Source organism: Lutibacter sp. (assembly GCF_013139515.1).
Classification (GTDB): Bacteria; Bacteroidota; Bacteroidia; order Flavobacteriales; family Flavobacteriaceae; genus Lutibacter.
Map to the genome: position 1 here is coordinate 1 of NZ_WTAR01000108.1, position 13,439 is coordinate 13,439.

The 13,439-nt window shown below is 28.6% G+C and carries 12 protein-coding genes and 1 pseudogene; 5 read left to right on the forward strand and 8 right to left on the reverse strand.

What is annotated here, in order from left to right; all coding sequences use genetic code 11:
* The 5 genes from GQ540_RS09665 to GQ540_RS09685 form a co-directional block, all read right to left on the reverse strand.
* A partial coding sequence (locus tag GQ540_RS09665) for an O-methyltransferase (protein ID WP_367206019.1) occupies nucleotides 1-257 on the reverse strand: 257 nt, incomplete at its 3' end.
* A 76-nt stretch (nucleotides 258-333) separates the two neighbouring features.
* Nucleotides 334-582: a hypothetical protein gene (locus GQ540_RS09670; protein ID WP_291800468.1), complete on the reverse strand. Its 249-nt coding sequence runs from the start codon at nucleotides 580-582 to the stop codon at nucleotides 334-336.
* 10 nt (nucleotides 583-592) lie between these two features.
* On the reverse strand, nucleotides 593-1,162 hold the full coding sequence (locus GQ540_RS09675) for a sigma-70 family RNA polymerase sigma factor (RefSeq protein WP_291800470.1): 570 nt from the start codon (nucleotides 1,160-1,162) through the stop codon (nucleotides 593-595).
* 77 nt (nucleotides 1,163-1,239) lie between these two features.
* Nucleotides 1,240-5,286 (reverse strand): PAS domain S-box protein, encoded by a 4,047-nt coding sequence (locus GQ540_RS09680; RefSeq protein ID WP_291800472.1) that lies wholly within the window; start codon nucleotides 5,284-5,286, stop codon nucleotides 1,240-1,242.
* A 119-nt stretch (nucleotides 5,287-5,405) separates the two neighbouring features.
* Nucleotides 5,406-6,197, reverse strand: a complete 792-nt coding sequence (locus GQ540_RS09685; RefSeq protein WP_291800474.1) for a cell wall metabolism sensor histidine kinase WalK — start codon at nucleotides 6,195-6,197, stop codon at nucleotides 5,406-5,408.
* Between the two features lie 167 nt (nucleotides 6,198-6,364).
* On the opposite strand from GQ540_RS09685, the gene panB reads away from it, so the two are divergent.
* The 5 genes and pseudogenes from panB to GQ540_RS09710 all read left to right on the forward strand — a co-directional run bounded on the left by panB (nucleotide 6,365) and on the right by GQ540_RS09710 (nucleotide 9,796).
* Nucleotides 6,365-7,183, forward strand: a complete 819-nt coding sequence (gene panB / locus GQ540_RS09690; RefSeq protein WP_291800476.1) for a 3-methyl-2-oxobutanoate hydroxymethyltransferase — start codon at nucleotides 6,365-6,367, stop codon at nucleotides 7,181-7,183.
* Nucleotides 7,183-8,109: pseudogene (locus GQ540_RS09695) on the forward strand (2-hydroxyacid dehydrogenase); the annotation flags it as partial. The gene panB and the pseudogene GQ540_RS09695, both read left to right, overlap by 1 nt.
* Nucleotides 8,110-8,571: 462 nt before the next feature.
* A complete protein-coding gene (locus tag GQ540_RS09700; protein ID WP_291800478.1) occupies nucleotides 8,572-8,847 on the forward strand; it encodes a TM2 domain-containing protein in 276 nt (91 codons plus the stop codon).
* A gap of 78 nt (nucleotides 8,848-8,925) precedes the next feature.
* Complete coding sequence (locus GQ540_RS09705) at nucleotides 8,926-9,255, forward strand: helix-turn-helix transcriptional regulator (protein WP_291800480.1); 330 nt, start codon at nucleotides 8,926-8,928, stop codon at nucleotides 9,253-9,255.
* Between the two features lie 49 nt (nucleotides 9,256-9,304).
* Nucleotides 9,305-9,796: a DUF6428 family protein gene (locus GQ540_RS09710; protein WP_291800482.1), complete on the forward strand. Its 492-nt coding sequence runs from the start codon at nucleotides 9,305-9,307 to the stop codon at nucleotides 9,794-9,796.
* Between the two features lie 3 nt (nucleotides 9,797-9,799).
* On the opposite strand, the gene GQ540_RS09715 is transcribed toward GQ540_RS09710, so the two are convergent.
* Genes GQ540_RS09715 through GQ540_RS09725 form a run of 3 tightly spaced genes read right to left on the reverse strand, consistent with a single transcriptional unit; the run spans nucleotide 9,800 to nucleotide 13,402 of the window.
* Nucleotides 9,800-11,638 carry a lysophospholipid acyltransferase family protein gene (locus GQ540_RS09715; RefSeq protein ID WP_291800484.1) on the reverse strand — a complete coding sequence of 613 codons (1,839 nt, stop codon included), beginning with the start codon at nucleotides 11,636-11,638 and terminating at the stop codon, nucleotides 9,800-9,802.
* Nucleotides 11,639-11,675: 37 nt separating this feature from the next.
* The gene (locus GQ540_RS09720) at nucleotides 11,676-12,923 is read right to left on the reverse strand and encodes an aspartate kinase (protein ID WP_291800486.1); all 1,248 of its coding nucleotides are present in this window, start codon (nucleotides 12,921-12,923) and stop codon (nucleotides 11,676-11,678) included.
* Complete coding sequence (locus GQ540_RS09725) at nucleotides 12,923-13,402, reverse strand: GNAT family N-acetyltransferase (RefSeq protein WP_291800489.1); 480 nt, start codon at nucleotides 13,400-13,402, stop codon at nucleotides 12,923-12,925. Before GQ540_RS09725 ends, GQ540_RS09720 begins: the two co-directional genes overlap by 1 nt.
* Nucleotides 13,403-13,439: the final 37 nt, after the last annotated feature.

Sequence of the window (13,439 nt, forward strand, 5' to 3'; positions counted from 1 at the left end):
TAAAGTGCACCTCTTTCTTGTATTCCTTCAGCTAAACATAAAGCTGAATATCCTGTATAAGTTCCTATTTCTAAAATTGTGGTTGGTTGTATTAATTTAGAAATCATAGATAATACACGCCCTTGAAATGCACCACTTAACATACGTGGGTTTACCACTTTTTGCCAGGTTTCTTTATATAATTGCTGTAAAAGTTCAGGCTCTTTTTGAGAGTGTTTTACAACATAATCATCAATAATATCAGGTATAAAATTCATTTTTTTAATTATAAAAGTACAAAAAAAGGAACTTAAATTAAGCTCCTTTTTATTGTTTAAAGTTTATTATAAGAAATTAAATTCTAGCTTTAACTTCTTTTTCTAGGTGTTTTTTATCGGCTTCACTTAAACAATGTTCTTTTCTTCCTTCTTCATCTTTCTGTTTGTTATAACATTTAGTTAATACCGTATTTTGCTTTGAATACATTCCGCATTTTTCACATAAAAACAAGTGAAAACTTAATCTTATTTTATCCCAAAGTGAAGCTTCACCGTATTGGTTTTTATCACAAATTTTTGTTGCTTCGTCGCAGCTTAATTTCATTTTAATCTATTTAATTTTTAAACCAACTTTCTTCCATACATTTCCTTAATTGAGTTCTGGCTCTATGGATAATTACCCAAAGGTTTGACGAGGTTATTTCTAACTCCTTACAAATCTCCTCTGTTTCAAACTGTTGAATTGTTTTCATTCTAAAAACCATTTCATACTTTTCTGGTAAAGCTCCAATACATTTTTCTAGGGCTTCTTTTAATTCAGTATTATTAATGTCTTTTTCAATTTCATTATCCCAAGATGATGGAACTCTTTCTTCAATCCATTCTCCTTCTCTATCTCCATCTGTATAAAAATTCATTTTCACTTCAGCTTTACCTTTTGCCGAATTAATTTTACGGTAATGATCAATAATTTTTCTTTTGAGAATTGAAATTAACCAAGTTCTTTCACTTGCCTTTCCTTGAAAGTTTTCTTTTGCTTTTAATGCTGCAACAAATGTATCTTGTACAATGTCTTTAGCTAAATCCTGATTATTAATTCTACTAATAGTATAATTATACAAATAATCAGCATGTAATGCCACCCATTTACTAGGATTTAGAACGTGTATGTTTGTTGATGACATTATTATAAATTAATTTTTAGCTAAAATATAAATTTAAGTTTACACTGCTTTAGTCTCTGTGAAAAATAATACTATTTCTAAATAGTGTATTTGCCAATAATACTAAAAAGTAATTTTTTATCTATTGGTTTTGTTAAATAAGCATCAAACCCTTTTTCTAAAGCTATTTTTTTATCAGATTCCATAGCGAAAGCTGATAATGCAACAATTGGTAGCTTTGGTCTGTCCTTTTTTATAAGTTTCATTGCTTCATTTCCATCCATAATTGGCATCTTAATATCCATTAGCACTAAATCTATCTCTGGATTACTTTGAGACAATTCAACAGCTTTTTTACCATTATCGGCTTCAATAAGTTTAAAATTGGTTTTTGAAAACAACTCGTTAATAAACATCATATTGTATTCCTCATCTTCGGCTACTAAAATTGTTAATTCTTTATCTTTCACTTGTAATGCTGGTTTTTGTTCTTCCACAACAGAAGTAATGATTGGTAGTTTCGATTTTATATATGGTATTGTAAAATTAATTGTGGTTCCTTTAGCGTTAGAATCTATCCAGATTTTTCCTCCAAATAATTCAACAAACTTTTTTGAAATTGCTAATCCTAATCCGGTACCTTGAAGTTTTTTACTTATATCTATGTTTGCTTGAATAAATCTATCAAAAATTTTATCTTGAATATCTTTTTCAATTCCAACTCCAGTATCTTTTACATAAAACTGAAGGTTACTATCTATAAGTTGGTACCCAAACTCTATACTTCCTTCTTCGGTAAATTTAAACGCGTTAGATAATAAATTTGTTAATACCTGGTTTAGTTTTGTTTGGTCAATTTCAATTAAACTATCAAAGCTTTTCAAACCCTTTACACAATTTAATTGCAAGTTAGAAGCATTAGCTTTAGGCTTATAGAAATTGTAAAGTTCTTCTAATAACTTATTTAAATTAATGCTTTCGTAATGCAATTGTACAGCACCTGCTTCAATTTTTGAAATATCTAAAATATCATTCACAATTGATAGCAATTGCTTGCTACTATTAATTACAATTTTAGCGTATTTTCTTCTTTCTTTAGGTGATAATTCATCTTCTAAAAATAATTCTGAAAAACCAATAATCCCGTTCATTGGTGTTCTTATTTCATGGCTCATATTTGCCAAAAAGGACGATTTTAATTTATCCGATTCTTGTGCTTTATTTAATGCTATTTTTAATTCATTTTCAGCATTTTTTCGCTGTATTGTTGTGCTAATTTGGTTTGCAACAAACTCTAATAATTGCACATCGCTTTCATTATATGCATTTTTATTTTCATAACTTTGAACTACAATTACCCCAAAAACTTCTTCATTAATTTTTAAAGGTACACCTACCCAAATTTTTGAATCTTCACCTACTAAATGAACTAAACCTTTAGAAATTAACTCTGTATGAGAATTACCATTTACTAATAATGATTTTTTTGTTTTTAATACATAACCTGTTAACGTATTATTGGCTGAAAATTCAGTAATATCTTCTTTTTCATCAGTGTAACATGGTGTACTAAACATGTTTGTTATTTCATTGTAAAGTGCTATGTAAAAATTACTAGTGTCTATTATTTTATGTAATTCATTTTTAATAAATAATCCAAACTCGCTAAAATCATTAATTGTAAGTGCTGCTTTTGAGATGTTATAAACAACTTTTTCTAACTCTTCATTTTTTACTTTATCTGATATGTCTTTTACTACTGCATGTATTGTTGGTTGACTATCAATATCATTAATTTTTGTAAGAGAAACTTCAGCTGGAAAAATTTCACCGTTTTTATGTTGGTGACACCATCTAAACCTGTGACTTCCATTTTCTATCGCTAGATTTATCATTTCTTCAGCTTTAATTGCTGAATCACTGCCGTCGCGTTGTTGTTTTGGAGATACTTTTGAAGGATGTATTTGAAATAAAACTTCTTTACTACTATACCCAAACATTTTTAATGAAGCCTCATTACAATCAACAAATACATCATTTTTTAATATAAAAACAGCATCAGCAGATTTTTCAAATATGGCTCTGTACTTTTTTTCAGAATTTTCAATTATTATTTTTGAATTTACCCTTTCTGTAATGTCATCAACCAATGATGCCATACCAATAACTTTTCCATCAACATCTTTTAACCCAACATTATACCAGCTACACGTTATTATTTTACCATTTTTAGTTACATTTTCATTGGTATTTCTAAAACCTTCTTTTTGTACTAATAGTTTCTCTAAAATGTTTTTCATTTCACCTACTAAGTGAGGTGGTGTTATTAAATCTTTAATTGGGTAACCAATAGCTTCTTCAGCAGTATAACCAAATATTCTTTGAGCTGAATTATTCCATTCTAAAACATTAAAATCCAAATCCCAAATTATTGATGCCAGTGGCGTATTATTAAATTGATCTTGAATGCGCTGATTACTTATAATAAATAAATCTTCTGTTCTTTTTTGTTCTGTAATATCTTCACCAATACCTTGTATGTGGGTTAATATGTTCTGCTGGTTTCTAATAGCTTCTAACTTAACTTTCAACCATTTTACTTCACCTTGTTTTGTGATAATTCTAAAAGGTTTTAAAGCATGTCTGTCAGAATAAATTCCTTTACTAAATTTAAGAATTTCTGATCCTACAAATTCTATATCATTAGAGTGTAAAACTTCATATATTTTTATGTTACTATTTAAAAAATCTACATGCTTGTAACCCAACAAATCTATGGTGTTTTCTGAAGCAAATTCAACAGGGAAATCCCATTCATTTTTACACAAAACAGATACAGATGCACTATTATTAATAATATTGTAAGCTGTTTTTAACTTGTTTTCATTACTTTTTTTGTTTGTTATTTCATGAAAAAACAATAACATACCTTCACTTGAAGGAATAATTCTGTTTTCAAACCATCGTCCCCAAGGTTCAAAATAATTTTCAAAACTTATTGGTTTTCGTGTTTCTAATGCTTCCTGATAATTATCAAAAAAGGTGTCTCCTTCTTTTTCTGGAAATTCAGTCCAAATATGTTTTCCTATTAATTCTTCTGAAGATCTTCCAAGTAAATTAGAAGCTTGTTCATTTACGTATAAATAATTTGAGTTATAATCTAAAATTACAAACCCATCTTTTATACTTGAAAGTGTTTTAGAAAATAAATTTTTAGTAGTGTTTAGTTTTTGTTCAGAAAGTACACTTTCGGTAACATCATGACAAATTCCAATTATTTTTAAAATTCTACCATTTTTAATTACTGCTGTCCGCTTTTCATTAAGGTATTTTAATTCACCTTGATGCGTAATAATTCTATAATTTAAATTTTGATTTGGGTTTTTAAGTAAAAAATCTACACTAAAATCATTTGCCAAGTGTCTATCATCAGCATGAACATATTTTAAATAAAAATCAGGCGTTAGGTATTGTTTTTCTGGTTTAAAGCCAATTAATTTATAAGCTTCATCTGACCAATGTGTTTTTTTTGTAGAAAAATCAAACTCCCAACTTCCCGTTTTTGATGCTTCTTGAGCTGCTCTATATCTTTTTTCACTTAAAGCTAATGCTTTACGTGCTTTAATTCTTTCGGTTATATTTTCTACAGATACAATAATTGTATCTAGTGTGTTTTCACTTCCTTCAACAACTTTAAATTTAATTGCGATATCAAATTCATCACCTTCAAGAGTTTTATTAACTGTTTCTATTTCGGTTACTTTAGCTCCTAATAAAACATCTGTTAATAGTTTTGAAAAAGCAATACCTGAAGATTCAGTAAAAGTATTATCTAAATTTGAAAATAACTCTTGCTTTGTTTTGGCTTTATATAATTTTAAAGTAGTTGAATTAACGTCTTTAATTGTAACTAGTGTAGCTAATTTTTGAATTGAATTTAAACTACTTTCTTTAATGTACGACTTAGCATCTGTATTATTTTCTTTTGCTATAGTATCAATATGTGTTTTTAATTTAGAGAAGTCCTCTATCCAAAGTGAGATGGGTGCATGTTCAAAAAAAGAATAATAAGTATCACTTAGTTTATCCTTTGAAATACTTAATAAATTTGAAGAAATTTTATTTGTGACAATCTTCTTTGTCATTGTGTTTTAGTTTGGGGTTTAGTAATTTATAAAGATACACTTTTTTTTAATTTAATTAAATATTTTTTAAATTACATACATCTAAATACCAGGCGTTTAAAGCGAAAAAAGAAAAAATATTATTTGGGAAGCGTTATTGTTATGCTAGTTCCTTTATTAAAAATACTTGTAGCACTAACTTTTCCATTGTGACTTACAACTATTTTTTTTGCTATAGATAATCCTAAACCTATGCATTTTTGTTTATCTTCAGAATAGGTGTTTACTACATGAAAATTATTAAAAACAGCGTGTAAATCATCTTCAGAAATACCAATTCCTTCATCTGTTATTGTAGTTTCAATAGCTGTTGAAGTTTCTTTAACCTTAATTGTAATTGTAGTATTTTTGTTAGAAAATCTTAAAGCATTATTTAAAATATTTCTTATTGCAACACTAATTTCCTCCTTATCAACCATTAGTATTATTGGAGTTTTAGGAAATTCTTTCTCAATTATAATATTTTTTTCTGAAGCTATATTCTTAAACTCTTTACTAATATTCATTAGTATTTCAATGTAGTTTAAAGGCGCAAAAGTAAAGTTGAAATCAGTTGCATCTAATTGTGTGTATTTAGCAATTTGATTTAGTAATTGGATTGAGAAATCTGCAGATTTTTTTATTATCTGTATGTGTTTCTCCAATTTTTCAGAAGTATAATCATCAATACCTTCTAAAATCATATCTGAAAAAGAAAAAATAACTCCAACTGGGTTTTTTAAATTATGAACTAATTTACCCATAGATTTTTGATTGCTTTCCTGAACCAAAGAAAGTTCATTTGTTTTGCTTTTCAATTGTAAACTAAGCTCAACAATTTTTTCTTCTAATTGATCAATATATGCATCAGTATTTTTACTTTTCTCTTTCAAAGTTGAATTAAATTTGAAGTAAATATAACCTTATTCTCATAATTTCTCAAACTTTTATAGGAAGGTTTTTCTTTATTCAAAAATTAAAATAAATTCAAAATAAGAACTTTTTAAAACAAAACTGATTTTTTACTACTTTTACCTTTTAAGATTTTAAACAACAATACATGTCAACAGCAAAAAAAGACTATAAAAGAATTACCACTAAAAGTTTGGTAGAAATGAAAAATAATGGCGAGAAAATTGCTATGCTTACCGCCTATGATTATACAATGGCTAAAATTGTTGATAACGCAGGAATAGACATTATTTTAGTGGGCGATTCTGCCTCAAATGTTATGGCTGGTCATGAAACCACACTACCAATTACTCTAGATCAAATGATTTACCACGCAAGTTCTGTTGTTAGAGCAATTGAACGCTGTTTGGTAGTGGTAGATTTACCTTTTGGAAGTTACCAAGGAAACTCTAAAAGTGCTTTAGATTCTGCTATTAGAATTATGAAAGAATCTGGTGGTCATGCAGTAAAACTTGAAGGAGGAAGCGAAATTAGAGAATCAATCTCAAGAATTTTAACCGCCGGAATTCCTGTAATGGGTCATTTAGGATTGACACCACAATCTATTTATAAATTTGGAACGTACACCGTTAGAGCTAAAGAAGAAGAAGAAGCCGAAAAATTAATTGAAGATGCTTTGCTACTTGAACAATTAGGTTGTTTTGCATTGGTTTTAGAAAAAGTGCCTGCAAAATTGGCAAAAAAAGTAGCCGAAAGTATTTCTATCCCTGTAATTGGTATTGGTGCTGGAAATGGGGTTGACGGACAAGTGTTAGTTACTCATGATATGCTTGGAATGACACACGAGTTTCACCCACGTTTTTTACGTCGCTATTTAGATTTATATACCGAAATGAACAACGCTTTTGAAAATTATATTTCTGATGTGAAAAGTAAAGATTTTCCAAACGAAGAAGAACAATATTAATGAAAGTTCTGCTTATTGATACTAACCACCAATTACTTCAAACCGGTTTAGAAAAACTAGGCTGTATTTGTGATGAAGATTATACTTCAACCAAACAGCAAATTGAAGAGAAAATTCACAAATATGATGGTGTAGTTATTAGAAGTAGATTTAATATTGATAAACCATTTTTAGACAAAGCAACTAACTTAAAATTTATTGCTAGAGTTGGCGCCGGTCTAGAAAGTATTGATGAAGAATACGCTGTGAAAAAAGGCGTACAATTAATATCTGCTCCTGAAGGAAATAGAAATGCCGTAGGAGAACATGCTTTAGGAATGCTATTAATGTTGTTTAATAACCTAATAAAAGCTGATCTTGAAATTAGAAATGGAAAATGGCTTCGCGAAGCAAATAGAGGTGTTGAATTAGAAGGAAAAACAGTTGGCATTATTGGCTATGGAAACATGGGAAAAGCCTTTGCTAAAAAATTAAAAGGTTTTGATGTTGAAGTTATTTGTTATGATATTAAAGAAGGTGTTAGCGATGAAAATTGCAAACAAGTTTCATTAAAAGAATTGCAAGAAAAAACAGATGTTTTAAGCTTGCACACACCTTTTAATCAGCTTTCACATAATATGGTAAATAATGAATTTATCAATAATTTTAAAAAGCCATTCTATCTTATAAACACAGCTCGCGGATCGGCAGTTGTAACAAATCATCTAGTTGAAGGACTTATAAATAAAAAGGTATTAGGAGCTTGTTTAGATGTACTAGAATACGAAAAGTTATCATTCGAGAATTTATTTGAAAATGATGAACTTCCAGAAGCATTTGATTATTTAATTCATGCTGAAAATGTATTGCTTTCACCTCATGTTGCGGGTTGGACCGTTGAATCTAAAATTAAATTAGCACAAACAATAGTTGATAAGGTTGAAGCCCATTTTTTTACAAAACAAACTGTTGAAACTAAAAAAGAACTTAAAAGAGTTACTGGTATTGGAGGCTTATTTTTTAAAACTGAAAATCCTGAAAAATTAAAAGAATGGTATAAAAATCATTTAGGTTTTAATACTGATGATTGGGGCTGTACTTTTTGGGGAAAAGATGAAAAAGGTAATAAAGCAAGTACACAATGGAGCCCTTTTAAAAACGATACAACTTATTTTTCTCCGTCAACAAAAGAGTATATGTTTAATTATAGAGTTCACAATTTAAAAAAGCTTTTAATGAAGCTTAAAAAGGAAGAAATAACAATTGTTGGAGAGGTTGAAGAGTATGAATACGGTAAGTTTGGGTGGATATTAGACCCTGATGGAAATAAAATTGAACTTTGGGAACCAATTGACGCTCCATTCTTATAAGAAATTTGTAATTTTGTAATACTAATTAAACTGAAAATAATGGAAATAACAGATGAAAACGGAAATGTACTTCCTAAAAGCAATGAAGAAAGTAAAAGAATAGTAGCTGGTGTTTTAGCAATTGTACTTGGTGGATTTGCTGTACATAAATTTATTCTTGGCTATACTAAAACGGGTATTATTCAAGTAATTTTAACTTTTGCTACGTGTGGTTTTGTAGGTATTCTGTCTCTTATTGAAGGTATTATTTACCTTACAAAAACTGATGAAGAGTTTATAAACACATACCAAACTAATAAAAAAGAGTGGTTCTAAAAAAATAAAAAACTCATTTATTAAAATGAGTTTTTTTATTCAATTTATTATCGTAATATTGCAATGTTAAAACAATATATGGGTACAACTAAATCACAAATATTTACAGAACAACAAAATAATTTAGCTCAAATAGCAAAAGTGCTAGGACATCCTGCACGAATAGCAATTTTAGAACATATTGTAAAGTCTAATGCTTGTATTTGTAATGATTTAGTAGATGAAATAGGTCTTGCACAAGCAACAATTTCTCAACATTTAAAAGAATTAAAAGCAATTGGAATTATTTCAGGAACAATTGAAGGCAAACGTATTTGTTACTGTTTAGAGACTAAACGATGGAATGAAATTCAAAACCAATTATTTACATTTTTTAATACGTTAAACAATTCAGGAAAGTCCTGTTAAAAAAATTTATTAATTATTATCGTAATAATACGATTTAAAATTCAAATACATGAAAACAGAAACATTTTTAAACACATTAAAAAACAATTTAAACAAGGAACTTTTATTTGAATACTCACCTGATACATTTGTAAATGCAAATTATCATATCACCGAAATTAAAAATACAACTATAGATTCAGTAGATTGTGGAGGTAAAACTAATTTTTGGAAAGAAACTATTGTGCAACTTTGGGAAAGCCCATTAGAAGTTGGTAAACGCTCATTTATGACCGTTTCAAAAGCAATTGAGATATTTGATAGAGTAAATTCTATTAAACCTTTACTTTTAGATACAGAAATTAAAATTGAATATGGTAATAGTTCATTTCATACTGCTAATTTGGTAATTCAAGCAATTGTTGAAAATGATAAAAGTATAATTGTAAAACTACATTCAGACAGTACGCAATGTAAGGCCAATGATTTTTGTTGTGAAACTGAAAAAGAAATAAAAGAAAATGAAACTTGCTGTACACCTTCAGAAAGTAATTGCTGCTAAATTTTACTCAAATGAAGATGGAGTTTTTATAACTTCATCTTTGTTTTTTTCGTATTCAAGTCTACTTTCCAGCTCTGCTTGAAACTCTTCCATAACAGGTTTTACAGTACTTTCAGGTATATCTGCAACTCTTATATACATTAAACCATCAACGGCGTTATTAAATTTAGGATCTACATTAAAAGCAACTAAACGCGCATTTTGTTTTACGTATTTTTTTATTAAAACAGGCATGCGTAAAGCTCCAGGTTCAATTTCATCAATAACTTTATCAAACTTATTCATATCAGCTTGAGTTGCATCAAAAACAAAATCTTTATCAGCATCATTCAACTTTACTTTATATTCTTTTTTTGGATGCACATACTGCGCAATATAAGGGTCGTAATAATGAGATTTCATAAACTCAATCATCAACGATTTAGAAAAATTTGAAAACTGATTACTAATACTTACACCCCCAATTAAGTATTTATATTTTGGATATCGTAAAGTAATATGAACAATTCCTTTCCACAATAAAAACAAAGGCATTGGTTTTTGCTGATATTCTTTGACAATAAAAGCCCGTCCCATTTCAATAGAATTTTCCATCATAGAATGTAATTCAGGCTCAAACTTAAATAAGGATTGAACGTAAAAACCTTCAATACCATATTTTTTATAAATGCTTTTCCCTAAACCCATTCGGTAAGCACCTGCCAAGCAGTTTGCCTCGCTATCCCATAAAAATAAATGGTGATAATAACCATCATATTTATCTAAATCAATAGATTCATTGGTTCCTTCACCAACTTCTCTAAATGTAATTTCTCGCAAACGCCCAATTTCAAACATAATGTTTGGAATTTTTTTACTTGGAGCAAAAAAAACTTCATAATTTTTACTTTTAAGCAAGCGCCCGTCACTATTTCTAAGTGCTTCAACTTCAAGAATCATTTTATCAATATTTTTTTGACAAACAATTTCTTTTGGCGATTTTGGCATTTTTAAGGAAGCTGTATTTAATGTTTTCGCTTCTTTTTCAAAAGGATTTGCTAACATGTATGTTTTTCTACGAATAAAGTCACAAAAATCTTTACTGTTTTTATAATCTAACTGGTCTTTAACTTTAATAGGTTTTCCTATTCTAACTTTAATAACTCTTCCTTTTTGTGATAATAATTCCGAAGGTAATTTTGCTGTTCTTAATTTTCCGTTTAGCTTAGATAACGCATAAAACAATGGGCTGTTTTTAGCATGAAAATAAATTGGAATTACGGGTACTTTAGCTTTTTGAATTAATTTTATTGCCCCATCTTCCCAGGGTTTATCTACTATTAATTTTCCGTCTTTATAGGTAGATACTTCACCTGCAGGAAAAACACCTAGTGGATTTCCTTCTTTTAAATGCAATAATGCACTCTTAATTCCTGAAATATTTGATTGATTATCTTTTCTGTCTTCAAACGGGTTTACTGGCATTATAAAAGGCTTCATTGGCTCAATTCTATGCAGTAAAAAGTTGGCTATAATTTTATAGTCTGGCCGTTTTTCAATCAATAATTTCAACAATAAAACACCATCAATTCCGCCTAACGGGTGGTTAGAAACCGTAATAAAAGCACCCTCTTTAGGGATTCTTTTTAGGTCATCCTCTGGTATTTCAAATTTAATTTCTAAATCTTCTAACAATGCCGTAAAAAAAGCTAAATCTTTTAAATGTTTGTGCTTGTTATAAATTTTATTAATTGTAGAAATTCTAAGCAATTTCATTAACAACCATCCTAAAAACGTGCCTATAAATCCATATCTATCTAGATGTGTTACTTTGGCAATTTCTTTAGCGGTTACTAAGCTCATTTATTTAAATTATTGGGAATTACAAAAATACGCAAAATTATTGCATTACTACTTGAACAGTTCCTTTTGTTGCTTGTTTTAGCAGCACTTTCCCCTTTTGTTCAATTTTACTAATTGCTGTACTATTTGCATGTCTTATTGTATATAATGAAACGTTTTCAATATAACTAATGTTGTACTTTAATTTTAGTTCTGATGAAAACTGTTTAAAATTATTGAATTTATCTTCTATACAAACAGAAAAACTTAAAGCCGAATTTTGAATTAAATTTACTTTTAATTTATAATTATGAAGAATTTTAAATAGCTCGCTCAAATTATGTTCAACCATAAATGAAAAATCTAACGCTGAAATTGAAATTAAAATTTGTTGTTGTTTTAAAATAAAACAAGGAATTTCTGGAACTATAGCAGTTCCTTTTTCAACAGTTGTTCCATTATTATCTAACTCATAAAATGAACGAACATACAACGGAATATTTTTATTTTCAAGCGGTTTTAACGTTTTTGGATGAATTACAGATGCACCATAAAAAGCCATCTCTATAGCTTCTGAATAAGAGATTTTTTCTAACAATTGTGTTGTTGAAAAATAACGCGGATCAGCATTTAAAACACCATCAACATCTTTCCAAATAGTAACACTTTTAGCATTTAAACAATGTGCAAAAATAGCCGCTGTATAATCTGAACCTTCTCTGCCGAGTGTTGTGGTTTTACCTTTTGAATTTGAACCTAAAAACCCTTGTGTAATATGCAATTGTTGTTGGTTTAATTTCGAAATGTTTTTTGAAGTTAATTCCCAATTTACTGAAGCATCTCTATAATTAGCGTCTGTTTTTATAAGATCTCTAACATCAATCCAACTGGTTTTAATGTTGTTTTCATTTAAAAAAGCACTCACAATTTTTGTTGAAAGCAATTCTCCATAACCAACTATTTGGTCGTAAATAAAATTATAATCTGTTAATTTATTTTGAATTAAAAACCCACTTAATTGTCCAAATAAGTTTTCAACTTCAATAAAAATAGGATGATTTTTTTCTTCAAACAATTCATTTATAATCATTAAATGAAAGTTTCTAACAACATCAATATTTAGATTTAAATCTTCTGCTTTTTGACAATAAGAATCTATTATTTTTTCAAAAGCGTTGGTCATTTTACCCATTGCAGAAATCACAATAAGCGTATTTTCAATTCCTTCATGGTTTAAAACACGAAGTACATTTTTTACACCTTCTGCATCTTTTACTGATGCTCCTCCAAATTTAAAAATCCTCATTATAGTGTTTCTAAATAACTTTTAATTCCTTCTTCATTCATTTGAGCAGTATTCCAATCATTTAAAACAATTGCGCCCGTTTTTTTATAAAATTCTATAGCTGGCGTATTCCAATCTAAAACTACCCATTCTATACGTTTTACACCTTTGTTAAAACCGTATTCAATAACTTTATTATACAAAGCGCTACCAATATTTAAACCTCTTTTACTTTTAGTTACAATTAAATCTTCTAAATGAATGGTTGGTCCTTTCCAAGTAGAATATCGAGGATAAAATAAGGCCATTCCAACAATTTCATTGTCAAGCTCAGCAACAAAAGTTTTAAATAATGGCACAGCTCCAAAGCCGTCATTTTCTAAATCTTTAACGGTAACTACTACAGCGTCAGGTTCTTTCTCAAAATGCGCTAACTCTTGTATTAATTTTAATACAGATGGCATATCGGTTATTTCACCTTTTTTTATTTTAAAACTCATAAAAAAAAATACTTTTAGCTAAAATAAAAATCTTTAA

Excerpts from the sequence above, each read along its gene's own strand:
- GQ540_RS09670 (WP_291800468.1), bottom strand. The coding sequence starts at position 582 with ATGAAATTAAGCTGCGACGAAGCAACAAAAATTTGTGATAAAAACCAA.
- GQ540_RS09675 (WP_291800470.1), bottom strand. The coding sequence starts at position 1,162 with ATGTCATCAACAAACATACACGTTCTAAATCCTAGTAAATGGGTGGCA.
- GQ540_RS09680 (WP_291800472.1), bottom strand. The coding sequence starts at position 5,286 with ATGACAAAGAAGATTGTCACAAATAAAATTTCTTCAAATTTATTAAGT.
- panB (WP_291800476.1), top strand. The coding sequence starts at position 6,365 with ATGTCAACAGCAAAAAAAGACTATAAAAGAATTACCACTAAAAGTTTG.
- GQ540_RS09700 (WP_291800478.1), top strand. The coding sequence starts at position 8,572 with ATGGAAATAACAGATGAAAACGGAAATGTACTTCCTAAAAGCAATGAA.
- GQ540_RS09705 (WP_291800480.1), top strand. The coding sequence starts at position 8,926 with ATGGGTACAACTAAATCACAAATATTTACAGAACAACAAAATAATTTA.
- GQ540_RS09710 (WP_291800482.1), top strand. The coding sequence starts at position 9,305 with ATGAAAACAGAAACATTTTTAAACACATTAAAAAACAATTTAAACAAG.
- GQ540_RS09715 (WP_291800484.1), bottom strand. The coding sequence starts at position 11,638 with ATGAGCTTAGTAACCGCTAAAGAAATTGCCAAAGTAACACATCTAGAT.
- GQ540_RS09720 (WP_291800486.1), bottom strand. The coding sequence starts at position 12,923 with ATGAGGATTTTTAAATTTGGAGGAGCATCAGTAAAAGATGCAGAAGGT.
- GQ540_RS09725 (WP_291800489.1), bottom strand. The coding sequence starts at position 13,402 with ATGAGTTTTAAAATAAAAAAAGGTGAAATAACCGATATGCCATCTGTA.